This is a genomic window from Sporosarcina sp. resist (genome assembly GCF_014302295.1).
Taxonomy (GTDB): domain Bacteria; phylum Bacillota; class Bacilli; order Bacillales_A; family Planococcaceae; genus Sporosarcina; species Sporosarcina psychrophila.
Window position 1 is genome coordinate 4324459 of the sequence record NZ_CP060287.1, and the last position, 25214, is coordinate 4349672.

A 25214-nucleotide genomic window follows, 5' to 3' on the forward strand; every position below is an offset into this window, starting at 1 on the left:
AGTTTTCGCTTACAAATTTCATTCCTTATCTACTGTTTCAACTTTGTCTACCTTCTCTTGCTTTTCAACTTTGTTTGCTTTATCTTGTTTCTCTACTTCGGCTGCCTTTTTTTGTTTCTCTACTTTGTCTAGCTTTTCTTGCTCCACTACTTTAGCTGCCTTTTCTTGCTTCTCTATTTCTGCTTCGGCTTCTGCTTTTTCTGCCTCGTCTTCTTCATTCTGCTCCATCAATTTTTCATACTCTTCCACTTCTCTATCTACTTCTTCTAACAGATATTGTTTCTCTTCGCCTGTAAGCGTATGATCAGCTTGGAGTTCTTCACGTCTTTTAAGTAATCCAAAAGTGATGAGTTCACCATCTTCCATTGACCTAGCCAAATCAACCGCATTCGCGGCTTCCCCCCGGCCAAGATAAATCCAATACTTCAAGTAGTCCGAATCTGTTTGCAATGTGATATTCGACAGCACATTTCTTTTTTGTTCTTCATCCAATTTTTCGTTTGTCACGAACGAATGAGCCAGTTCATACAGCATCACATAAGGCATCGACTTTATGCTGTACGGGCTTAGTACGGTGACAACCTGACTATAATTTCGCTGCAAAAAGTATTCATGGCTATCAATGTACGCTTCGTTTTTCGGCTTTTCGTGTATGAAATAAATAAATGCAAATAGTAGTGCTGGAATAAGTAGCACGCTAAGACCGATAGATAACCATTTAGTCATTTTCCACTTTTTACGCGGTAATTTCACAAAGCTTTGTTCTTTGATATCCAAATTTTCAAGTTGTTGCTCAATATAATCGAGTAGCGCTCGGCTATTCTGAATGGACATCACTTTCGCACTTGTCTCATTAAGCTCCAGGACCTCGTTATACTTTAAATATTCTTCATATGTGAATGAGCCATCTACTGCCGCAGCTACTGCCGCCCTCGTTTCCAGCCAGACGCGCTCTGCATCATTTCTAAATGGCGGCAAACTCTCCATCACCCCGTAATAGATGAAAACAGGGGCCATGCCTTTGCTATACACTATATTTTCGGGACAAACGATCAGATTTAGACGGGGATACGGATGAGCATCAACCTTTTCTACAAGCTGATGCGCAAACATCCATCTTGACTTAGCATCTTCCGATTGAATTTCATCAAACTGCTTCAACGAACTTGGAATGTCTGCTTGTATGATTAACTCGTCATCTGTTATGACAATTTCTTTTCTGATTTCAGGATTGATTTCTTTTAAAAAGACAATCTCAGTACTTCTTTTAAATCCGAAACGTTCTTTTTGAAAGATGAATGTTCTTTTGTTCTCTTCTTCATTGATCTCTACACCTATCAAATCTTTTAAATATGTATGTACATGAGTCGGCATCTTTTTTTCTCCTTCAAATGATTTCAATACGGTCACCTGTCCTAATCCCACAATGTGCCAGTGTCAAATGCCCTGGAAATAGCTTGTCTTTATTAACTACCCGTATCCAGTGACCTTCACGCGGATTTATTGAAATAGAATTTGCCTGCCAAGCAATGTCTATCATTTTTTTCATAGTATAGTAATCGGATAATCTAAGATCGATTATATCGCCCTCGTAATTTGAAAGATCTACAGTAATTTCGATATACATAATTTCCACCTCAATGAAGGAAAAGCGCCTTCCTTTTAGGGAATGACGCTCCACTATTTTCAACTTCTGAATCTGAACAATTAGCCGCGAATTTGACCAGCGATTTGCTGATCCGCGTCTTGCAAAGCTTGTCCTGCACGGCTTAACTGTACGCCGACTTCACTTAATAATTCACGCATTTCGTTAAAACTTGGCTTAAGGCGCTCATATTGCTCCGCAAACGCTGCACTAGAAGCCCCTTCCCACATGGATTGCAATTCACCAATCATTCCGTCCAAACGGCCGATTTGTGAAGCAACCTCCCCTGATTCGTGATTGTAGCGTGATGCCATTGCATCCAGTTCTGCTGGTGTTACGCGAATAATTCCTGACATTCCAAACATCTCCTTTTCCTTGAATTTTAGTGCATGTATAAAATAACTGTATGGATAACGACAATTTCTCATCGCAATACAGAAACTTCTGAATTTAGACTCGCGGTTTTTTGCGGCATCACCTCCTTTCCGTTTCGATGAGCAATTATGGTGCAAGAATCATCGATGTAGTCTCTACTGTTTCCCTAATCCGATAAGTGATTGTGATTGGTTGAGTCGCAAGGTCATTGTAAATCGTGTTATATTCCCGGGTCGCGCCCGTCACATAGTATTTTTGGAAGTTGCAGATATTTACTTGTTCAATCGCGCGTTCATTGACTTCAGCTATTATTTTTTCAACAATCGTGCCTTTTGCATGCTGTAATTCCGCATCAACCAACCGATTCAATCGAAGCGCCAATTCTTCCATTTCGCCCAGCAGACCATTCACATATACACCACTGGGCTGCATGTCTTCGTTTGGTAAAAAACAATAATCCATATTGATTTGTCCCAATTTCAACTCCCCCTCCATTAGCGAAGCTCAAACATCACCGTAAGTTGCTGATCTTCAGAAAAAAGTTGAATAATTGCATCCTTCATTTGACTGAATAACAGCTTCCCTTTTTCTATATCGGCTGCGTAGAAACTTTGAATTCCATCCATCACATTTGTAATTTGTGACGGCATGGGCGGAATGTGTTCTTGAACAGAAATACCGATCATCTCGCGATCACCACCGCCAAGCAAATAACTGTATGAATGAGGATTCGTTTCCATATAGCCTATTTGAGTTAGTAAGTCTTTTCGTCTGGACTCGTAAGGTTGTTCAAACTTCTCGATATAAGCACGTTGTATACGCTGGATGACATGGCTCTTTTCTTCGTAGTTATCCAATCCCATCCAATACAACCGGGTCGCAGAAGATACATTCACCTCGATAATGGAAGCTCCCCCTCCTGCGGAATAAATGAGGTCATTCCCTACATAGCGCCGATTCGGTTGGGAAAGCCCGTTGATAAGAGCCTCTAATGCATGCGCATCGAATGATCCTAATACATCTGCTAGAAGGTCCTTCCCTGATTCCCATAAAAGATGAAAGTCAGATACGATACCATCCAATTGTTGAATCGCATACTTAATTCCCTTGAAGCTATCATTGAACCCTTTTATTGTCGTGATATCAAATGTCGAAATTGCAAGCAACACATTCGACACCTTCTCCGCACGCTCCTGTATGCTTCTCAAATAATCGGAAATCCGTTGTCCCTCTTCCCCCGACATTGCATCGGCAATCACTATAAGCGTCGGAAGCTGCTTGATCAACGTTAGCAGCCGTTCTTGAATAACAGGAATTTGGTTAACAATTCCCTTGAAAGCCGCATGCCGATTCTTTGCCGCCTTGAATGGATTGGAGATTGTAAATTTCGCGATTTTTTTCAGGCTTAAAGCCCCTTCACTTTCGGGATCTCCAGTCAGCAAGACATTAACATTTTGAAGGAAGTTATTATCGATGCCCGTTGCAAAGTAGAATAACCCATCCATCCCCGCCTCCTCATAGTAAGGTGCCGCTGTCGCTACGTACTTTTGCAGTGATTGCAACTGCTTATCCGGAATTCTACTGATTACATCGTGAAGTCCTGTTATGTTAGGGTCCGTATCGACTACTTGTTCATTTCCAAAACGTATAAATCCTCTGGTAAGATGTAAGGGATAGAGCGCATCTTCTTCAGACGTAATATGCTCGATGTGTTTGCCCTTTGATTTGTAGTAGTTTAATGCGAAAGTACGGAGTTGATTTGGCTCGAGTTTGTAAAGTTCAGAAACCTTCTGGATTTGTTGTCCGAACTTTTTTCGAATTCCATTAAAAAAGTCCGCGTCATTTGCAGCAAGTTGATAGACGGTCGGCGCTGCATCATTTAATGCATAGACTCCGTCAAAATCTGCCCCCAATAAATGCAGCATTTGAATGTGGTTACCACCTAGTGAATGCCCAATGCCAATTTTTCTAAGTTCAGGAATTCTCATATCGTTTCCACTCGTATTTCCCGTTTTAATTACTTTATTTATTTCTTCACTTGCCCATTTCTCGAAATCCTTCGCATCTTGTAATTGATCATTTACTTCCCCAGTGAAAATACCTAACCCATTGTATATCCAGTCGAGCGGTTGCCCGTCTCCCTCTCCACCACTCTCTGCGTGCTCAGAGCCACGAGGTATCATATAACTTTGATTTATGCCCTTCTCTGAATCGTAGAAATGAATGACCGTCCCATCGAAACCGCTATCTCTTCCCTCTCTTTTGAAATCATTGGATTTATATAAAGTAATCGCGCTTGGTGGTTCTGCACCTGTTTCTTCAATATAAATGCGTCGTATATCCTCAATTGAAATTGAAGTGAATTTCCCATCATCTATAGTTCCATATTCTAATTTTGCAATTCGCGCTTTAAGAATAGCGGAGTCGAGTACGTCTAGTTGTTCGTCATTTAATTTATTCATCTGGTCCTCCCCTCTAGCAAGACTTGGATAGTGAATACACGATCAGCTTTTATCCTCAAATTTTACTGATTTGACCAGTTCCCAAAAATGTTCTTCAATACTTTTTGTATCTGCATTACAATTTGTGGTCCAATCACTACAATGGTGATTGAATAATATCCCCAATGCTTTATCACTGTTTTTATCTTTGATGAAGCCTATATGTGAATAGACAGGGATTTTTTCTTCTCCTTCTTCTCCAACCTCAGAAGTTCTTTTGCCAAAGTAATAAATATTATTCTCATCTTCACTTTTACTATATTCACCCTCAAATTTAGAGAAGTCAGACAAATGTTCTAAGCCCATCTCTTCAGAATCAGGTCGGTCCTCAAATTGACCGTAAACGCCATAGGATAAATTTTCTTCGTTATCTAGCCACGCATATAAAAATCGTTCCCAGTGCTTTTCTCTTTTCTCATAGAAGACAGAATCCAATGTTGCATCTGTCGGAATCCACATCGTATATGCCTCTGTCCACGGCTTAAAGGCATAATGCCCATCAGCAACTTCGTCAGTTGAAATGAGGAAAGAACGTGTATATTCATCTTGTGCTGCAATTGTATCTGGAAGTTCCGTCGTTGTTTCCTCATTATCGCCCGATTTCTCCATACCTGTGCAACCCCCCATCAAAATCGCTAAAACTATCAAGATTGTCATTTGTAATCGTTTCAACTCGTAGTCTCCTTCCAATTGAACCCTTCGTCTCTTAGTCGGTGGCATGTGTTTTTCATGATGGAATTCAATCTTGCTGGAATACGGCTTCGTATAAGTAATCTTATAACTTCGGAGTACGCCGCTTAGATTATCCAGCCAATTTTACTAAGTCTTTATCGCTAGCCTTCGAATATGTTACTCGATTGATTTTCACTGACTCTTTAACTTGCTAAAAATTCATTTTAATTAATTCCCATAGGTTTCCATTATATTAATAAATAACACTTGGATAACCTGCTGTCAAAGAACACCAGTTTTCAGCGAATTAGACTCAGCCCTTTAAGCCCACTTAACTATTTAAAATCTATTTTCCGGAGTAATAATTGGTTGATATCAATCTAGTTAAGTAGTTATTATTTAATAGATAATCAAGATTTCTACACCTAATCTATTACTTTAGATTCATTTTAAGTTTTTGAAAATTAAAATAATATCTCGATATAAAGATGCTTGAAATGAAGGGATGTATTTGATTTGGAAATTGACTGAGGTTTTTTATTCTTGGGGCATAGCGGAATTGAGTATATCTAGATGTTCGTCATTCGATTTATTCATCTTGTCCCCCCTCTAGCAAGACTTGGATAATTAATTTATGATCTACTTTAATCCTCAAATTTTACTGATTTGACCAGTTTCCAAAAATGATCTTCAATACTTTTTGTATCTGCATTACAATTTGTGGTCCAATCACTGCAATGGTGATCAAATAATATCCCCAATGCTTTATCACTGTTTTTATGTTTAATGAAGCCTATATGTGAATAGACAGGAATTTTTTCTTCTCCTTCTTCTCCAACCTCAGAAATTCTTTTACCATAGTAATAAATATTATTCTTATCTTCTTTTTTACTATATTCCCCCTCAAACTTAGAGAAGTCAGACAAGTGTTCTAATCCTATCTCTTCAGAATCTGGTCGGTCTTCAAACTGAGCAAATAAGCCGTAGGAAAGATTTTCTTCGTTATCTAGCCATGCATATGAAAATCGTTCCCAGTGTTTTTCTCGCTTTTCATAAAACCCTTTGGATAGTTTAGCATCCACAGGTATCCACATCGTGTAAGCTTCTGTCCAAGTCTTAAAAGCATAATGCCCTGCTGACACTTCGTCAGTTGAAACGAGGAAAGTACGTGTAAACTCATCTTGTGCTGCAATTTTATCTGGAAGGTCCGTTGTTGTTTCTTCATTATCGCCCGATTTCTCCATGCCTGTGCAGCCCACTATCAAAATCGTAAAAACTATCAAGATTGTCATTTGTAATCGTTTCAACTCGTAGTCTCCTTTCAATTGAAACCTTCGTTTCTAAGTTGGTTTCTATGTATTTTTCATCATGGGAATAAATCCCGCCGTAACACTATATTCAATAGACATTCTACGAACTACGGCGTACACTGTTGGAATTATTTATCTAATTATTCGTCATTTGATTTATTCATCTTGTCCTCCCCTCTAGCAAGACTTGGATAATTAATTTATGATCTACTTTAATCCTCAAATTTTACTGATTTGACCAGTTTCCAAAAATGATCCTTAATTCGTTGTGTATCTGCATCACAATTTGTTGTCCAATCACTGCATCTATGATCAAATAAAATCCCCAACGCTTTATCACTGTTTTTATGTTTAATGAAGCCTATATTTGAATAGACAGAAATTTTTTCCTCCCCTTCTTCACCAACCTCGGAGATCATTTCACCATAATAATAGACATTGTTTTCATCGTCGCTTTTACTATATTCACCTTCGAAACCTGAAAAACGCGTCAAGTGTTTCAATCCATACTCCTCAGAGTCTGGGCGATCTTCAAATTGCCCAAATATGCCGTAGGAAATATTTTTTTGTTGTTCTTCCCATGAATACGAAAATCGTTCCCAGTGTTTTTCTCTTTTCTCATAAAAAGTTTCTGATAGCGTCCCGTCCACAGGTATCCACATGGTATATGCTTCCGTCCATGGCTTAAAAGCATAATGCCCTTCCGCAACTTCGTCAGTTGAAACGAGGAAAGAGCGTGTGTATTCATCTTGTGCTGCAATTGTATCTGGAAGCACCGTTGTTGTTTCCTCATTATCGCTCGATTTCTCCATGCCTGTGCAGCCCACTATCAAAACCGAAAAAACTATCAAGATTGTCATTTGTAATCGTTTCAATTCGTAGTCTCCTTCCAATGGAACCCTTCGTTTTTTAGTAGGTTTGTATGAGGTTTTCATCATGGAATTTAATCTTGCCAGAACTAAAAAATCCAAAATACAAGGGAGTACTCAGCTTAGATTAACCAGTCAATTCGACTAAATCTTTATCGCTATATAAAGTTAATCTTCAATCAGAGGGAGGGTTCTTCATCCACCGAATATGAGACTTGAGGGATTTTCTCTACCTCCTCATTCTTTCAAAATTTCATTTGGATTCATACTTTCCAGCGTATTATCCTTTGTTCCTATACCTCTTCTTTTATCAATCAAGTTATCATTCAAAATAATTGTATATGCACCTCTAGGTATACCTTCCAGCTCATTAATATCTGAAACGATTTTATCAAAGACCGCCTGATCGGGTTCCGTGTCAGATTCTTTCATAAATAATTCTATGAGAATCAACATTTGATCGGGCTTGAAATCAGCTTTACTCAAATTCTTTTTTATTTCTTCTTTACTAATTTCCGGGTTTTCTAAATACATATCATATATCCCTTGAAATTCGTTACCGAGCTTGCTTGTTCTGTACACTGAACTTGAGAATCCAGAACCTCCGACTTTTTCTATTGCCTCTATTGGTACTCCGACAACAGGGTATTTTTGAAGTATACTTTCCAAGTATTCATCTAGCGTTGCAAATTCTTGTTCATAAATCATTGCATATAATGCGCCTTGGATCGCATTTTCAACTTGCCCTTCTTCGGACCAGACTTCATCAGTTTCCACGGTTTCACTATCCACATCTATTGGTATAATTGCATACGTATAAAAATGGGGTTCACCTACCGACTCCACAAATATGGTTGCACCATCGACTGCCCCGATGATGTTATGGACAATCACTTCTGTTTTATAGGTGCTTAAGAAATACTTTTGGACCGCTTCTTCGATTTCTTCCCGGTGTTCTTCAGCCAGTCTTCCTGTTTCTGGTCTGCTGTCGCGCAATTTATAACCTTCACCGGTGTAGTCCTGTACACGTACGAAGTTCTCTATTTCGTACGCATTTCTCTTGTTTTCAGTCGACGGTTTCTTAACCTCAATTTTTTCATTGTTGGTTAAATTATCCATACCTGTACATCCTCCTACTAGTAATGAGGAGCTCAATGTTAGTGCCAGTATGTTTTTATAGCCAATATTCAATGAATACACCTCAAATGTCTATAGTAGATTGTTGTCCCTCTTCTATATAAAAAGCGCTATCAATGATTTACATGAATTTTCCATAATACTAATAGATACCACTAAGATAACCAACTGTCAAAGAAAGACAATATACAATGATATAAGCTTAGATCATTTAACCCACACGAAATATGCCGTTCCATTTAAACAAGTAACAATTGTCTGCTATTAGTTAATAACATTCTAGTAAACTGTTACTAATACAGTAAGATACCTTACGGACTGCCCCGTAACCATTACTTTAAGTTCATTCTCCCTATTTTTAAGAATCGGAAAATACCTTGATATGAAGGGATTTATGTGGTTAGTAGATAATTGGATTTCTGTTTGTTGGACACTTTACTGATTTGATTGGACACTCCAACCTTTGCTGGACGCTTCCGCGGATTCATTGGATACTAACCCAAGAATGGTTAGATTCTTACGGTGTCACCTAACCAAATTCGACATTATCACATCTTCGAACCCTAATAAAAACAGCTTCAATCCAGATATAAAGTCTGAATTGAAGCTGTTTTTATTTTAGCGCCCTCGCGTAATACAGAGTTTATTTCCAGTCCCCTTTCACCGTATTATTTCAGAAATCTTCTGTGTGATTTCAAGGAATTTATCTACATCTGTAGACGTATGGCAATGAATTGGAGAGACTCGAACAATGGCATCCAAATTCACTGCATCCAGAATTCTTTTGGAGTAGTGGCTGCTCGACTCCCTTGCGTAGACCAAAATATTTTGTTCTCCATATAATTGGACAGCCTCCTCGCAAGATATATTATCGAAGGTCAATGCCAAAATAAGATCTTGTCTAATTCCATTCGCTTCTTCGAAATGTACTGTAACATTCGAAATATCCTTTATACCTGGCCTTTCATTCGATCCGTTAATCAGCCGGTTTAAGATAGCCTGCTCTTGCAAATGGATTCGATTCATCCCTTCCGTAATTAATGTTCTACGATCGTCAGACGAGTTGAAATAACTGCCTATTTCGCAAATATAATCAATTACTTTAGAGAAACTTGCAAATTGTGCAGGTGTCGGACTACCAATATTCCAGTTATCATCATCTGTCGCAAGTAATCTATGATGCGGAAGCGAAGCAATGCGATTAGAAAGATACGCATATCCTACACCGCGATTGCCGAACATTTTATATGGAGCAATATTTAGAGCATCAATTTTCCATTTATCAACATCAATTGGACCATGGGGGGCTCCCTGTACGGCATCTACCACTATAATAGTATCAGGATTTTTCAGACGTATCGCATCCGCATAGCCTTTAATATCATGCATGGCTCCTGTAATATTGGAGGTTAAAATAACGGATACAAGAACTGTTTCTTCGTCAATCAGCTTCAGAATATTTTCCAAAGGAATGCTGCCTGACTTTGGATCAGCCTTAGCAACCCGCAACTCATGTTTGTACTGCTCTGCTGAAAACTGACATGCGTCATAAGATGAAGGATGTTCAATGTCTGTTGTTACAATGTTACCACTAGACTTATCCATTGCAATGGTCGTAATTATTTCAAACATCAACTTGGATGCAGTGAGGGACGTTGCAATCGAACCATCCTTGGCATTCAGAATAAGTCGGATATCTTCCGTTCCTTTTTCAATTACTTTCCGAATGTCCATTGCTATATCATGCGTACGCTCAGGACAGTCCGGCAACGAGGATAACTGTGTTTGTGCGTCAACAGCAGATTTTAATCTTAACGATCCCCCTGCATTTTCAAAAAATAGCCGATCATTCCCGTAAGCATCCTCATTTACGTATAAGAAACTGTCAGATATCAACTTTTGTAATTGTTGTGGAAAAAAATTAGTATTGCGTTCTAACATAACAGCACGACCTCCCAGTGATATATTAAAAGACTTCTTGTTCATCCGTCTTTATTTTATTATTTTTCGCATTGAATATTTCTTCATCCAAATCGTCGTTCTTCTTGGCAACGATTGTTGTACCTGTCAAATCACCGGCAATGTTCAATGTTGTATGTCCCATATCAATTACTGGCCAAATTGCTGCTAAAATTGGAATAATCAATAGTGGCATCCCTAATGCTTCCAAAAGGACAATAGACATGACAATTCCCGCACCACGCACTCCTGCGGCACCTATTGACAAGACCAATCCTAATAAAACGAATTGTACTATTAAACCAAATGTAATTTCTATTCCATATAGATTTGCGGCAAATACAGAAATGATCCCAATTGCAACCGCAAAACCATCCATATTCGCCGTTGCACCAAACGGAATTGTGAATCCAGCAGTTTTTTCAGAAATTCCCAAGTTCCTTTTTGTAACTTGGAGTGAAACCGGAATGGTAGCAGAACTTGTAGATGTCGTAAATGCAAAGAGCATCGATGGATATATGTTTTTATAGAATTGAATCGGATTTAAACCGGTTGTAAATTTTAACATGATCGGATAGACAACTAGCAATACAACCATCAATGCAATATAGTCTGCAACTACAAATTTCACAACAGCAGATAACATTTCTGACCCGAATGTCCCTACCAGATTTGCAAGCAGTGCAAGTATTCCATAAGGCGCTAATTGAATAATATATCCCGTTAATTTCAGCATGAGGTTCGCACCTTCATTAACAAACTTTGTAATAGTCGGAACCTTTTCTTCACCAAGGGTAAGCATGACAAGTCCAATGATCACTGTAAATACAATGATTTGGAGCATCTCCATATTCGCCAATGATTGGAATATATTATTAGGCACCCACGATAGAAAGTGTTCTACGAAATCGAACTCCACCGTTTCAACCTTTTCTCCATGATTTAATAATGATTGTAATCCTTTACCTGGTTTTAGTATAAGCGCAACAATTACCCCAATCGTTGTTGCAATGATACTCGTAATGATCAAATAGACTAAAAAAGAACCGCCGACTTTACCAACTGATTTTGCATCTTTCATACTTAATATCCCAGCCAGAACCGACGTGATAACCAGCGGTATAATTAACATTTGGAGCAAGCGAATAAATAACGTCCCCAAAGGTGCTATGTATTTTGCATTCTCCCCTAAAATAAATCCAAGGATTATTCCAAGTATCCCCCCGATTGCGATTTGCGTGTACAATGGTAATTTAAGCCACCGTTTCATTTCAATTCCCCCTTTTTGAAATATTGTGAAAGCCCTTTCATAGTTTTAAGTGTAACAAGCAAGATATATATAGTAAAATTAAATATATAACTATTAATTATCGATAAATTAGATATATAGGGGGCATTATATGAATCTTAGTCAAGTCGAAACTTTCTTGTCTATTGTCAGACTGGGTAGTCTTTCGAAAGCGGCGAATCATCTTTATGTTTCTCAATCAACAATAAGCCAGCGTTTGAATAACATTGAAAAAGAATACAGTGTCATATTATTGGAACGTGAAAAAGGTGTAAAAAGCGTTTCACTGACAAATGAAGGTGAACGATTTTATCAAATTGCATTGAAGTATGAATCCTTATTATTGGAAGCGAAAAATTTGAAATCGATGAGCACGGAAGCTACCATCACAATTGGGGCTGTCGATAGTGTGCATAATTATATATTGAATACCATATATCCATTGATTTCTCAGCAAAACTCCCATATCCGTATTGCTATTCACACACATCAATCCAATGAAATTTATTCCTTGATTGATCGTAGAGAAATCGATATAGGCTTTTCTTTACAAGATCGTATTCTGCGTAACGTAAAGGTAAGTCTATTGTTTGAAGAACAAATGGTATTGATTCGAAGTAAGGAAAATGACTTTATCGATCGCATTATTCCCAATAATGAACTTATCCCGGAAAATCAGCTTTATATTAATTGGGGAATCGATTATCATATTTGGCATGAGAAACATTGGGGGCCACCTACTAATACATATATTCAAATCGACACTGCAAAAATGCTACTGGAGTTCCTATCTAAAGGGGATTATTGGGCGGTTGTTCCTGTTTCAATTGCCAGGAATTTTCATAAACAAGGGTGGATTGATGTCTGCTTACTCGAAGATCCTCCGCCATTTAGGAATTGCTACCAGGTTGAAAGAGAAGGTCTAAACATCCATGCACAACAGGTCAGTGAATTCATTTTTCAATCAAAAACAAGGATTGAGCAAATAGTAAGACCTTGGGAAAATCAAATTGGTTACTAACTATTGTCCGATTACATAACTAGGACTGTTTGAAATTGGTTTCAATCTACCGAAAGATTATTTTATTTTTGTCGAGACTAAAGGAAACAGGAATCAGATATTGACTAACATGATTTTTCATGGGATGAATAACTAGGTTATGTGGAACACCTGGCGGGATTTTTCTCTTTGGAGTTTTTGGTGTGGATTGATGGCGTCGGGTTGGGAATGGTTGGAGGCTTTCCTGAGTTTGTTGGACACTCCTTCGTTGGTTGGGCGCTTTCCGTGAATGATCGAACACTTTCGGCGATTCGTTGGAGACCCCACCAATTTTATTACTCACATTAACTTGTCTCTATCATCAAAACACAAAAAGCCCTTTGATTGCTAAAAGGGCTTTTCTGTTTGCTATGAATGACTAACTTTTCTTTGGTTACCGAAACACCTGTAGGCTCAATATAGCGCACCTACACTTCGTTTATTCCAGGTATTCATCTGTCCGACCTATACAAATTAGCGTTGTTCCCTAGCGCCTAACCTCTTCAGACGTCACAACATATGCATTCTCACTCTCAACGCCAGTGGCGGATACGGAAGTAATTCCATAGGTGTATTGTTTGTTGCGGTTTGCTGTCTTATCTAAAAATACGGTATTTCCTTTTGTATTATAGACAACATCTACTATGCTATGAGAATTTTCATAGGATCCCACTTCGTTTCCTTCAAAACGGTAGATCACATATTTTCTTGGTTGTGTAGTCGTTTGATCCTGGATGACTAACTTCATTCCGGCTATATCCTTGTTAGCTTGTACCCATGTTGGTTCTGCTGGAATTGCTGCGTTGCTCCAAGAAGCTGCTGGAGTTAAAGCAGTATAATTATAAAGTTGTTGCTTCAGGATTGTTGCATAACCAAGCTGATTTTTTTGGATGCTCTTTAAAGAAAAGTGCATTTGACCCGTAGCTATTTGGTTTGCTCTGTTGGCAAATACTTGGTTGGGTAACTCCATTTTGTTCTTCCATGCTTTATCGGCGTCAACGCCAACTTTATAATCAGCTAGACCAATATATAGATTAACAGGATGTTTGTCGGCATATGTTTCTACTTCATTACTCCACCAATCCAATAGAGTTGAATACTTAGCTACTGACAGTGTTTTAGACCAGTAGATTTGTGGCGTAATATAATCTATACTGCCGTCTTTAATCCATTGTCTTGTATCCGCATATAAGTCATCATAATTTGTTACACCAGCTCGCGTACTGCTGCCAGTAGGATCCATTGATTGATTGCGCCACACTCCAAATGGAGAAATCCCAAATTGCACATGCGGTTTAGTCGTTTTAATAGATGAATAGACCTTTTTGACGAGTTGGTTAACATTATCTCGACGCCAATCGGCTATTTTTTTGAAAGATGATCCATATTTCTTAAATGCAGCTTGATCGGGAAATGTTTCATTTTTAATTTTATAAGGATAAAAATAATCATCCATATGAACAGCATCAATATCATATTTAGCTACTAATTCTTTGACTGTAGCTATTAAATAATTTTGTACTTCAGGAAGTCCAGGATTCAAATAATATTGCTTACCATATTTAACTACCCATCCAGGATTTGTACGGGCTACATTACTAGGCGCAAGGCTTGCCAATGTTTGGCCAGGCATTGTAACTCGGTAAGGGTTGACCCATGCATGTAGCTCCATACCACGCTTGTGCGCTTCATTTATCATTATTAATAAAGGATCGTAACCAGGGCTTTTCCCTTGTCTCCCCCCTGTTATATAGGATGACCATGGCGCCAATTTAGAAGGATACAACGCATCATTTGTTGGTTTTACTTGATAAATAACTGCATTGAATTTATTAGCTTTCAAGTGATCCAATGTTTTCTGTACCCAAGCAGTATATTGAGCTGCATTCATGCCTGGTTTCATATCCACATTTTGAACGGTTGCAATCCAAGCCGCACGCATCTCATTCTTAGGGGGCGTCACGCTTGCTCCTTTAACCTGTAATGGCAGGAGTGAAATAAGTAAAACGAGTGTTATAGCCGCTGATAATGTAGCTTTAAATAGATGTTTTTTCATTATAAATAACTTCCTTCCTTACCCTATGTAATGGTTTTTCTAGTATCTCGAGTAGTTGTCCATCTTTTTGACTTCTTTATTTCCATTTCCCCCTGTATCCTTATCCTATTCTAATTGTATCCAATTATAGGTAAATATGAAAGGAGTAATTCCCCCAATTAAAGTATCCACAAGAACTTCCGTATTTTATTTACTCAATGAAAGGAGCTGACGAGATGGAACAATGAATGAGTTTTATATAAGAAATCGGTTTCCCGATATGCGTATCATTCTTTCTTTTGCACCGACTCGAAAAAAATTTAGTTTATTCGACGTTCAAGAGAAATTAGTTAAAGTATAGAATGAACAGCAAAAGAAATAGCCCCTTAATCCATTAATGGATTGAAGGACTATTTTCTTCGAGGCTATTCACCAGTGTCAGAATTGACTAAGGGTACCGGTGCTTGACACAATGACCTTCTTTTCTAGTTATTACTTTTGTATTTTCACATATCGGCTGTAAACATATGCTGTCTTGCCTTTGTATGAAATCTTATACCAGCCTTTTTCTTCTCCTAAAATAGTTAGCTCTGTATTCTTAGATACGGTGCCATAAGATTTCCCGCCGTTTGCTGGATGAGAACGAACATTCAAGTAGAATGCGGTAACATTTCCTTTAGGTGTTGCTGGTTTTGTGACTACGGGTTTAGCTTTATCTGGTGCGGGTTTACTCGGGCTAACTGGTTTAACTTTATCCGGTGTCGGTTTGCTCGGACTAACCGGCTTATCTTTTCCTTCATCTTCGACAGGGGCAGGGGTTTTTAATACTTTTGATAGCTCCTGATAAAATTCTCCTGTCGTTTTCACTTTGGAAAAATGACTATCACTTACTTTGGCTTTTAAAGAAAGGGCTTTAATCTCCTCTTTCGTTACATTATCATTTGCATTGATAGATGCGATGTTTGTGAATTTCCCGTCTTCCGTAGTAGGGATTTCCAAAATGCCTTTATTTACAAGATCAACGACCGCTGAATATGACGGTGATTTTGTATCTACTCCGATAACTTTCCAGTTGCTTTGAAGAATCGGTGTGTACTCACCTTTCATCTCTTCTTTTAAATATTTAATCGCCAAATTACGGATTGTGCCTCCAGTTTCACCATATGCGCTTTCATTTTTGGAGGACCAAAGCATATTGAATTTTCGTGCTTCAAATGGCTGTCCCTTTGAAAGAAGGAAGTCCATCCTGTACGCATTCATGCCAAGTGTTAGATTGTCTTCCATGTTAATTGGTGTTTCATCTAATCTGCGAAGATTTTTGATTCTGTTACCTGCTTGCTCTGTTAAATCGATATCGTATTTGACGTTGCCAAAAAAGTCGTTTGTACTATATTTTGATGCACGACGCGTTTTATCAAAACTAATCGTTACATCTCCTGATCGAGTACTGTTAAAGTAGCCGGCAGCCCATTCCATATAGTCTTTCAAATCTTTTCCGGTTACTTCATATACCGATATTTCTCCACCGGCAAACTGATAATTGTATGCAATATCCTTTTTCTTAATAGGACCGATATCCAAGAAAGCCTTATCGTTATCAATTTGATGCGCCACTACATCCGCATTACTGTAATGAAGCATGACTTCATGGAAAAAGTCCGACAAAGGTGTTTCTTGAATTTGTACAGCTGGAATTCCGGTGATTTCATTTTTCGGAACAAGGTTCATTCCTTTCAGCTGCCCCACAACAATATTCGCATCCGCACGAGCGAACTCATGAAACGATTCCAATTGTTTTTCCAACTTACTGTCCGATTCAACAAGCGTTCCGTCAACTGATTTAACTGGAATTGCTTTTGCATCTTTATCTTTCAGAATATATTTTGTACCCTCGCGATTGAAAGTCAAATCTATTTGGGAAATATGTGTACCGTATTTATTGGGTTCTGTAATTAAAACACCATTTACCACTTCTTTTTCAATCAGTACATGATTGTGGCCCCCAAAAATGGCAGCTAACTCAGGTACTGCGTTTGCAACATCGCGCACGCCCGTTCCAGGAATCCCATTTTCATTTTCTAGACCCATATGCATTATGCCAATCATGACATCTACTTTTCCTTCTAACTCTTTAACTACCTTTTTTGTCTCTTCAACTGGATTTTTAACAACCAAACCATCCAGATGATTAGTACCTTTTTCAAATTCAACGATTAATGGAGTGACCATACCGATAATCGCAATTTTAACGCCTTCTTTTTCGATAATCGTATAAGCCGGTAAAAATCGATCGCCATTATCTTTATAAACATTTCCCGCCAATTTCGGACCTTTGTACTGGCTGGATACCTTATCCAACGTATCCAATCCAAAATTAAACTCATGATTACCATAAGACCATGCATCATAATCCATTTCATTTAAAGCCTTCATTAAAGGAGACTCTGGTTGATCATTGAACAGTTCTGCTGAATTATCCTGAATCATATCACCATTATCCAGAAGAATTGTATTTGGATTCTGTTCACGTACATTTTTAATAATTGTAAACAATTGCGTTAAACTTCCGCTTGGGTTTGATCCGTCCACTGCATAATCCCAAGGCATGAAACGACCATGAATATCTGAGGTTGCAAGCAGTGTAATATTAATCTCTTTTTCTTCCGCACTAGCAGTTATTGGCATAGAGAAAGTCCCTGCTCCAAGAACTAATACGATTGCTAAAATAATTGATATAGACGTTTTAAATTTAACCATTCCATTATTTCCCCCTATTATTTTCGGAATCTTAAGAATACCTCTCCGAGTATAGCATTTACACCATTTTCTAACAAGTTGTCCTTCAATTAAAGTGAGTTTTCCGAATGAGGTGGAGCGCAGCATACTTGAAATTTGATCACTCCTATAATACTTAGGACGAGTACATCCGAAGGACAATATTAAATTGGAACTAGTATAAGTAGCCAGACAAATAGCACAATAGTTCAGGGTTCCTTTTATTTTAGGGTTCAACTCGTCTCTGGTACTTAAAGAAATCAGAGAACTTTGACCAATTAAGAGGCTTATCCGTATCCTACATCCGATTCACGAACGGGCTTCATCAACCTCAAGTTCTATGCTTTTGCTTCCAATATGCGCAACTCTAATTCTTCTGTAAGCTCCTCTTTCCGTTCTTGTGTCCACTCCATAAATTGTGCCATGTAGTCAATCACCGAAAGTTTCCAAGTCTCTACCCAATTAATATCGAAGAAGATTGTTCCAGTCCTTCGCATAAAGTAATCGACTGGTGTTAAGATCATTTCATGTTTTATGGCATAATGAAGTGTCAGTGTGATTGAGAGCGGTAACCCTGTTTCCTTTAATACTTCGTTCGCAAGGTTAACAATAACGTCTGTGTTTGTCCCATATAAGGCAGCTATATTTGTCGCATCTTCAATCGAAATACCAAGTGATGTAATTTCTCTTGCTTTGGAAGTAATAAAGTTTGGTAATTTTTTGGGATTATTAAATTCCCCTCCTGATAACTTCAAGTCTTTAGTGATTGAACTACCACTTTGCACTCCTACATTTCGCAGTTCCTTGCAGAGTAAATTAGTTACTGTTTCAGCCATTTTCCGATAGCCTGTTAATTTCCCACCTGCAATCGTGATAAGTCCGGTTTCTGAGATCCATACCTCATCTTTCCGAGAAATTTCTGAAGGACCCTTTCCTGCCTCATGAATTAAGGGCCTTACACCCGACCAAGTCGATTCGATATCATCCAAACCAACGCTTGCCGCTGGAAACATAAACTCGATACATTTCAATAAATACTCCTTATCTTTGACTGTAACTTGAGGATGCTGCAATTCATCTTCGAATACAGTATCTGTCGTTCCTACATAGGCTTTTCCGCTTCTTGGAATCGCAAAAACCATTCGTCCATCTGGTGTATCGAAATAAATCGGCTGTCGAAGTGGGAATTTTGCTCCGTCAATAACAATATGGACACCTTTTGTATGAAGAAGGCTTTTACCATCAATCTTTCGATCCATGCCAATTATTTTTTCAACCCAAGGACCGGAAGCATTAACAATTTTCTTCCCATTTACCCTAAACCTATTCCCTGTCAACATATCCTTAATATAAACACCTGATAGACGGGCATCAGAGGTATATAAGAATTCTTCCATTTTCGTATAACTTAGTAGGTCTGCACCTTTTTCTACCGCCTTCTTCGCAACTTCAATTGTCAACCGGGCATCGTCTGTACGATATTCAACATAATATCCTCCACCCAAAAGGCCCTCTTTTTTTAGTAAAGGTTCTTTTTTTAGTGTTTCATCCCGAGATAACATTTTCCGCTTTTCTCTACGTTTAACACCAGCTAGAAAGTCATACACTTGAAGTCCGATAGAAGTAGAATACTTTCCAAAAGTTCCTTTTTTATAAATAGGAAGAAGCATCCATTCCGGGTGAGTGACATGTGGGGCATTTTCATAAACAATTGCTCTTTCTTTTCCTACATCCGCTACCATTTTCACTTCAAATTGTTTTAAGTACCGAAGACCTCCATGGATCAATTTAGTTGACCGACTCGATGTCCCCGCTGCGAAATCTTGCATTTCCACAAGAAGCGTCTTCAGCCCACGTGTTGTGCAATCCAGGGCTATTCCAGTTCCAGTAATACCTCCCCCGATGATTATGACATCATACTCATCTCCCTCAATCCCTGACAACACTCTATTTCTATCCATATAAGAAAATTTTTTCATTTTATAATCTCCTTTACAAAATAAGGCCATCACAATATCCCTCACTCTATGGGAGGGCATCGTAATGGCCTTTCTCTTCTTCTCTGACCTTTATTCGATTTATTACTCTATTTAGTATGTTATAATTATTAGGTAAAAACTCCAATGATTGAAAGAAGGAAATCCTCTATGCGCTTAGTTGATATGGTTGAATCGCAAATAATTGCATCTGTGCAAAATGAAGAAGATTTACAACGGTCACTTACAAGTAATGCTAATATTGTTTTCTTACTCACTGGAAATTTAATGACGATAGCTGACTATATCAAACAACTTAAAGAGGCAGGTAAATATGTCTTCATCCATCTAGATTTTATAGATGGAATTTCGAATTCTAAAAATGCCCTCAGTTATGTTGCTGAATTTTGGAAACCTACGGGTATTATCACAACAAAGAGCCACATTGTTAAAATGTCAAATGAAGTTGGACTAATGACGATACAGCGTATATTTTTATTAGACAGAAGCGCAATCCAAAAAGGTATTGAGATGGTGAAATCTTGTCGCCCTGACGCTGTAGAAATCATGCCTGGTATCATGCCAAAAATCATTGATGAGCTCTCCTCAGAACTGAATTATCCAATTATTGCAGGTGGACTAATAACTCAAATATCTGAAGTCCATGATGCACTACAGGCTGGCGCTCTCGCCGTTTCTTCTGGAGATCCTGAAATGTGGAATTTCGACTTATAACGTACTAATATCTTTTACACTCTCAAGTACAAAATCAGGTTGGTAGTCAGTCTTCCTTAACATTTCAGGTGTTGTGATGCCTGTCATGACAAGTACGGATTGAATACCGGCTTCTTTAGCCATTTTAATATCCGTTTCCAGTCTGTCTCCGACCATGTAACAATCACTCGCTTGCATGTCTAAAACGTTATTCAAAACGTATTCCGCCATCATCGAAGATGGCTTTCCGGTAATTGTTGTTATGGGTTCACCGGTGGCCCCCTCAATTGCTCCAATCATAGCCCCACAATCTGGAATTTCCCCACCTTGTACTGGGCATGTCCGATCAGGATTAGTCGCAATAATTTTTGCTCCATTTCGCCATGCTTGAAAAGCGATATTTAACTTATCATAAGTGAACTCACGGTCCCATCCGAGAACAACATAGGATGCTTTTTCAGGTACATCTGCCAATTTTATTTTTTCATCTGAAAGCTCTTTGAATAAAGGCTCTTCTCCAATTACATATACAGTATCCCCTTCATCCATTGCTGACTTCAGATAATGTGCAGTGATGTAATTCGAATTGATCACTTCATCAATCTTTACCTCAATACCAAGCTTATTTAACTTTTCAACGTAATCATTTCTACTTGCAATTGATTTATTCGTAAGAAACACGACCTTATCGCCGCGTTCCTTCAATTCTTTTATTGCTTCTGCAACACCACTAATGATTCCATCATCCACATATATTGTTCCATCAAGATCAAATATGAATCCTTTCAAGACACTTCACTCCCATAAATTCATAGCTTTTGTTTTCTACCTATTCCAGTAGCAATTGCCTGCAGTACAAGAACGAGTACTACTAAAATAATCGACATTGCAGCCGCAGAGTAATATTCTCCACGTAAAATATTTTGGAAAATCGCCAAACTCATTGGCGCCCATTCTGGTGGAGCTAACAAAATAGATACACTTGCTTCTTTTATGACTGTAATGAATACCAAAACCGATCCTGCTGCGATTCCCGGAAGCATAAGTGGTCCGATAATCGTAATGGCTGCAGTAAGTGGAGTTGCACCAAGATTAATAGCAGCTTCTTCAATGTCTTGCTTTATAGCGCGCATCGCCCCCATTGTCGAACGAACCATGTAAGGGAGCCGACGAATTGTATATGCAATGATGAGGAGAAACGCTGTACCCGTCAATTGTAACGGTGCAGTATTAAATGTTTGGATCATTGCAATCCCAAACGCAATTCCAGGAACAACGAGTGGAATAGATGCCATGAAATCGAGTTTCGCAGAGTTTTGTCTTACAACAAAGTAAGAAACAAAAGTAGCAATAATTACACTCAGAACGAGCGCTCCAGTGGCAAGCATAATACTATTTTGAATATTCCCCATTGAGGTAGAGAAAATAGTCTTATAATGATCTAATGTATAACCGTTCGGTAATAGATTTTTTCCCCAGGTCGTTGCAACTGATTGTAATGCAATTGAAAGCATTGCTAGAAGCGGCACTAATACGATAAAGAAAGAATAGCCTGATAGAATTCTAGTCAATAATTTGTTTTCAATCAATTTCTGCTGTTTTGGCTTTCCGGAAACAGAACCATAATTCTTTCCTTTTGTAAACAAGTGTTGAAGCCAAAAGAAGAATGCGGCAACAATCACCATGACAACAGTCAAAATTGCAGCACCACCCCAGTTAAAGAAACCGGAAATTTCACGATACGCCTCAACGACAAGCAAGTTCAATTCCTTAGGAGCAAGAACGATTGGTGTTCCAAAATCCGAGAAGCTAACAGTGAAAATTAGGAGTGCACTAGAAATGACACCTGGTAGTGCAAGTGGAAATGTCACGAATGCAAATGTAAACCAACTTTTGGCACCCAAGTTCTGTGATGCTTCCTCCAAACTTACATCACTTACTTTAAATGCAGCAACAAGTGGCCATAAAGCATAAGGGAAGAAGAAGAATACTTGTACTAAAACAACACCCGTCATCGAGTACGGGTTTACAAACATTCCCTCCCCGCCTAGTGCGTTGTAAATCTGTGTTACCCATCCTGCGCGTCCAAACATAATGATAAACGCATATGAAGATATGAATGTTGGTACGATTAGCGGTACCATACATAGTGCGGAAATCGTTTTTTTGAAAGGCATCTTCGTTCTAGCAATCCCATATGCAAGCGGGATACATACCAAAATGACAATAATGGTAACAGTGAATCCTAAAAGTAGACTATTTTTCAATGCAGACAAATAGCCCGCATTCGTAAATATCTTTTTATAGTTTTCTAAAGACATACCTTTCAATTTTTCTATTGTTGAACTGAATATAGCTGGATCCGTTAATGAGCCTAGCAGATTGATGGGTTGGCCAGTAAAACTGACTAGAAATACTGAAAACAAGGGAAGGAGCATAAACAGACCGAAAAACGCATAAATCAATATCTTAATGAGCGTTAATCCACTGAATCTGTCTTTGAATTTCTTCATATCAACAGCACCCTTCCATGTTCCACCGTCAGTTTAACCTTCCTTCCTTCTTTAAAAATGCTTACACCGGAAGTGTATGTTGTATCAACGATAAGTTGATAACCGCCGACTTGTACATCATAGCGAACCACTGAGCCCAAGTATGTGGACATAACAACTGTTCCTTCAATAACATTTGTTTTCGTTTCATCGATGACACTATCAGCAGCTTCGACTTTCACGTGTTCAGGACGTATGATTGCATCTACTTCTTTTTTTGATGTCTTGTTAGCTGACTTAATTAAGAAACCTTCGCCTTTTACAATTGTTAATCCGTTTTCTTCGCCTAAGACTGTCCCCTTTAGTATGTTAGACGTCCCAACAAAGTTTGCTATAAATGGAGATGCAGGATTACTGTATAAGTCTGTCGGCGTACCGATTTGAACTATATTTCCTTTATCCATAACTGCAATACGATCAGCCATACTCATGGCTTCTTCCTGATCATGAGTAACGAAAATAGCAGTTATCCCTAAATCCTGTTGAATTGTTCTTATCGTATTTCTCATTGAATGCCTAAGTGCCTGGTCCAAGTTCGAAAGTGGTTCATCCATCAGAAGTACTGCCGGTTCCATGACAAGTGCCCGAGCAAGAGCGACCCGTTGCTGCTGCCCACCCGACAGTTCACTAGTCATCCGTTCCGCATGATTATCCAATTCCACATATTTAAGTATTTTCATTACTTTCTCTATTGTCTCTTTCGGATGTTTTCCAAATCTCTTGTTCAAAAGTCGTGCATAGATACCCATTTGCTTAATGGGGTTACTAGAATTTAATTGTTTGATATCCAGGCTGTAGGCAACATTGTCGAATACATTCATATGAGGGAATAATGCATAGCTTTGAAATACCATTCCACAATTTCGTTTGTTTGCCGGAATATTTTCCACTTCGCGATCGCCTATGTAAATGCTTCCAGAGGTGGGATCCTCAAAACCGGCTATGCAACGCATAGTCGTCGTCTTTCCACACCCAGAAGGGCCGAGGAGGGCAAAAAACTCGCCTTCCTCTATATCTAGGTTAATATCATTCAGTGCAGTAAAGTCACCAAATGTTTTTATGAGATTGCTTATTCTTACTGAGCCCATCACTACACCCCCTTATTTATTGAAATTTAGCTTGCCATTCGCTTCGTACACGGTCATAGTTTGCGTTAACCCAATCGATATCGAGCTCAACCGCATGCTCTTTAATGTTATCAAGTGTTAGTGGTGTTTTCGATTCCACTTCAGGGTTTATCGGAATATGGTACCAGTTTGCCATTATTTGTTGAGCGTCTTTAGATAGAAGGAAATCGATGAATCTCTTTCCGCCTTCTTCGTTTGGACCACCTTCAATGATGGATACTGGGTTTACGAGAACTGGCGTTTTATCAGGCACTACGAAGTCCACACTTTCACCTTTGGCTTTTTGTTCATATGCCATGAAGTCAAAACCGACAGCAATATGCGCTTCACCCATAGATACTGATTTTGTAGGCGTTGACCCTGAATCTGGCATAGAGTTTGCTTGTTTAACAAGTTTCTCAAAATAAGCCCATGCTTCGTCTTCTCCATTGCGCATCATTTGATCCATGACCATTAATGTTGCTGTTCCGGAAGCTGCCGGGTTAGGGAACTGAATTTTCCCTTCCCATTTAGGATCAAGCAAATCTTCCCACGTTTTCGGGGCTTCTTCTTCTGTAACGAGCTCCGTATTGTATGCGAAACCTAATACAAAGATTTCGACTCCGACGTAGTTGCCATCTCCATGTTTCATTTTAATACCATTTTCAACTATGTCCCAATCTGCTGCAAAATCAGGAATATACTTACCAAGAATCCCTTTTTCTACTGCTGCTTCAAAAGGAAGGATCCCCCCACCGCCATACCAAACGTCAGCTTTCGGATTATCTTTCTCTGCTAACATCTGATTGACAAGGACGTTTGTACCGGCATAATGGACATCCACTTTTTCATCATGCGTTTCCTGATACTTTTGAGCAAGCTCTTTCGTAAAGTCTGGAGTCTCAGGTGAATAAAGTGTAATTCGACTACCTTTACCGCTTCCACCATCTGAAGATCCACCCGCACAACCACCTAGTACACTTGCCGCTAATAGAATACTAGCAGCCATTAAGCCAGCTCTTTTCATGATTATCCCCCTATAGTAATATTTTGTAATCTAGGCGACAAAAAAGATGAATGCTAAATGAAACCCCTATCCATGTAAGGGCTTTCATTTAGGCATTCATCTCATAGTCTCTGCCTAGTTATGTAACTATACCCAGTATACAATGTATTCAGAATAATACAACCCCTAATTAATAGAAATGATTATTAATTGAAGAAGGCCTGTGCTTGTAACAAAGCTAAAATGTGTGAGCAC

At 38.7% G+C, this 25214-nt stretch carries 21 protein-coding genes; 3 read left to right on the top strand and 18 right to left on the bottom strand.

Translation table 11 applies throughout. The annotated features are described in order from the left end of the window. Window positions 1-18 precede the first annotated feature (18 nt). From essB to H7992_RS20795, 11 genes are all read right to left on the bottom strand, one after another. The gene (gene essB, locus H7992_RS20745; protein WP_187045867.1) at window positions 19-1374 is read right to left on the bottom strand and encodes a type VII secretion protein EssB; all 1356 of its coding nucleotides are present in this window, start codon (window positions 1372-1374) and stop codon (window positions 19-21) included. Between the two features lie 13 nt (window positions 1375-1387). After that, a complete protein-coding gene (locus tag H7992_RS20750; RefSeq protein ID WP_067212643.1) occupies window positions 1388-1627 on the bottom strand; it encodes an ESX secretion system protein YukD in 240 nt (79 codons plus the stop codon). 80 nt (window positions 1628-1707) lie between these two features. Continuing rightward, window positions 1708-2001 (bottom strand): WXG100 family type VII secretion target, encoded by a 294-nt coding sequence (locus tag H7992_RS20755; RefSeq protein WP_067212644.1) that lies wholly within the window; start codon window positions 1999-2001, stop codon window positions 1708-1710. 145 nt (window positions 2002-2146) lie between these two features. Further along, window positions 2147-2497 carry a hypothetical protein gene (locus tag H7992_RS20760; RefSeq protein ID WP_187045868.1) on the bottom strand — a complete coding sequence of 117 codons (351 nt, stop codon included), beginning with the start codon at window positions 2495-2497 and terminating at the stop codon, window positions 2147-2149. A 17-nt stretch (window positions 2498-2514) separates the two neighbouring features. Then, a complete protein-coding gene (locus tag H7992_RS20765) occupies window positions 2515-4482 on the bottom strand; it encodes a DUF6792 domain-containing protein (protein WP_187045869.1) in 1968 nt (655 codons plus the stop codon). Window positions 4483-4524: 42 nt separating this feature from the next. Further along, window positions 4525-5193 (bottom strand): hypothetical protein, encoded by a 669-nt coding sequence (locus H7992_RS20770; RefSeq protein WP_187045870.1) that lies wholly within the window; start codon window positions 5191-5193, stop codon window positions 4525-4527. Between the two features lie 644 nt (window positions 5194-5837). After that, window positions 5838-6500, bottom strand: a complete 663-nt coding sequence (locus H7992_RS20775) for a hypothetical protein (RefSeq protein WP_187045871.1) — start codon at window positions 6498-6500, stop codon at window positions 5838-5840. A gap of 215 nt (window positions 6501-6715) precedes the next feature. Further along, window positions 6716-7378 (bottom strand): hypothetical protein, encoded by a 663-nt coding sequence (locus H7992_RS20780; protein WP_187045872.1) that lies wholly within the window; start codon window positions 7376-7378, stop codon window positions 6716-6718. Between the two features lie 231 nt (window positions 7379-7609). Beyond that, window positions 7610-8491 carry a DUF1672 family protein gene (locus H7992_RS20785; RefSeq protein WP_187045873.1) on the bottom strand — a complete coding sequence of 294 codons (882 nt, stop codon included), beginning with the start codon at window positions 8489-8491 and terminating at the stop codon, window positions 7610-7612. 678 nt (window positions 8492-9169) lie between these two features. Then, window positions 9170-10450, bottom strand: a complete 1281-nt coding sequence (locus tag H7992_RS20790) for an aminotransferase class V-fold PLP-dependent enzyme (RefSeq protein WP_187045874.1) — start codon at window positions 10448-10450, stop codon at window positions 9170-9172. A 25-nt stretch (window positions 10451-10475) separates the two neighbouring features. After that, a complete protein-coding gene (locus H7992_RS20795) occupies window positions 10476-11738 on the bottom strand; it encodes a dicarboxylate/amino acid:cation symporter (RefSeq protein ID WP_187045875.1) in 1263 nt (420 codons plus the stop codon). A 130-nt stretch (window positions 11739-11868) separates the two neighbouring features. Here H7992_RS20795 and H7992_RS20800 point away from each other — a divergent pair, with 130 nt between their 5' ends. Next, entirely contained in the window at window positions 11869-12777 is a 909-nt protein-coding gene (locus tag H7992_RS20800; protein WP_187045876.1) for a LysR family transcriptional regulator, read from the top strand. A gap of 505 nt (window positions 12778-13282) precedes the next feature. Here the strand turns inward: H7992_RS20800 and H7992_RS20805 are convergent. Next, window positions 13283-14851 carry a glycoside hydrolase family 10-like protein gene (locus H7992_RS20805; protein WP_187045877.1) on the bottom strand — a complete coding sequence of 523 codons (1569 nt, stop codon included), beginning with the start codon at window positions 14849-14851 and terminating at the stop codon, window positions 13283-13285. Between the two features lie 245 nt (window positions 14852-15096). Here H7992_RS20805 and H7992_RS24990 point away from each other — a divergent pair, with 245 nt between their 5' ends. Then, window positions 15097-15180 carry a YvrJ family protein gene (locus H7992_RS24990; protein ID WP_187048001.1) on the top strand — a complete coding sequence of 28 codons (84 nt, stop codon included), beginning with the start codon at window positions 15097-15099 and terminating at the stop codon, window positions 15178-15180. A gap of 142 nt (window positions 15181-15322) precedes the next feature. On the opposite strand, the gene H7992_RS20815 is transcribed toward H7992_RS24990, so the two are convergent. Together H7992_RS20815 and H7992_RS20820 are read right to left on the bottom strand one after the other, a co-directional pair. Continuing rightward, a complete protein-coding gene (locus H7992_RS20815; protein ID WP_187045878.1) occupies window positions 15323-17587 on the bottom strand; it encodes a 5'-nucleotidase C-terminal domain-containing protein in 2265 nt (754 codons plus the stop codon). A gap of 356 nt (window positions 17588-17943) precedes the next feature. Then, window positions 17944-19584: a glycerol-3-phosphate dehydrogenase/oxidase gene (locus H7992_RS20820; protein WP_222617993.1), complete on the bottom strand. Its 1641-nt coding sequence runs from the start codon at window positions 19582-19584 to the stop codon at window positions 17944-17946. A 168-nt stretch (window positions 19585-19752) separates the two neighbouring features. Between H7992_RS20820 and H7992_RS20825 the strand changes: the two genes are divergently transcribed. Next, window positions 19753-20316: a glycerol-3-phosphate responsive antiterminator gene (locus H7992_RS20825; protein WP_187045879.1), complete on the top strand. Its 564-nt coding sequence runs from the start codon at window positions 19753-19755 to the stop codon at window positions 20314-20316. Here the strand turns inward: H7992_RS20825 and H7992_RS20830 are convergent. The 4 genes from H7992_RS20830 to H7992_RS20845 are packed head-to-tail and all read right to left on the bottom strand — an operon-like array spanning window position 20311 to window position 24980. Continuing rightward, entirely contained in the window at window positions 20311-21084 is a 774-nt protein-coding gene (locus tag H7992_RS20830; protein ID WP_187045880.1) for an HAD-IIA family hydrolase, read from the bottom strand. The two genes, H7992_RS20825 and H7992_RS20830, sit on opposite strands and share 6 nt — an antisense overlap. Before the next feature lie 20 nt (window positions 21085-21104). Next, complete coding sequence (locus tag H7992_RS20835) at window positions 21105-22808, bottom strand: ABC transporter permease (RefSeq protein WP_187045881.1); 1704 nt, start codon at window positions 22806-22808, stop codon at window positions 21105-21107. Beyond that, a complete protein-coding gene (locus tag H7992_RS20840) occupies window positions 22805-23935 on the bottom strand; it encodes an ABC transporter ATP-binding protein (RefSeq protein WP_187045882.1) in 1131 nt (376 codons plus the stop codon). The genes H7992_RS20835 and H7992_RS20840 overlap by 4 nt, the downstream gene beginning before the upstream one ends. Window positions 23936-23951: 16 nt before the next feature. After that, on the bottom strand, window positions 23952-24980 hold the full coding sequence (locus H7992_RS20845; RefSeq protein WP_187045883.1) for an ABC transporter substrate-binding protein: 1029 nt from the start codon (window positions 24978-24980) through the stop codon (window positions 23952-23954). Window positions 24981-25214: the final 234 nt, after the last annotated feature.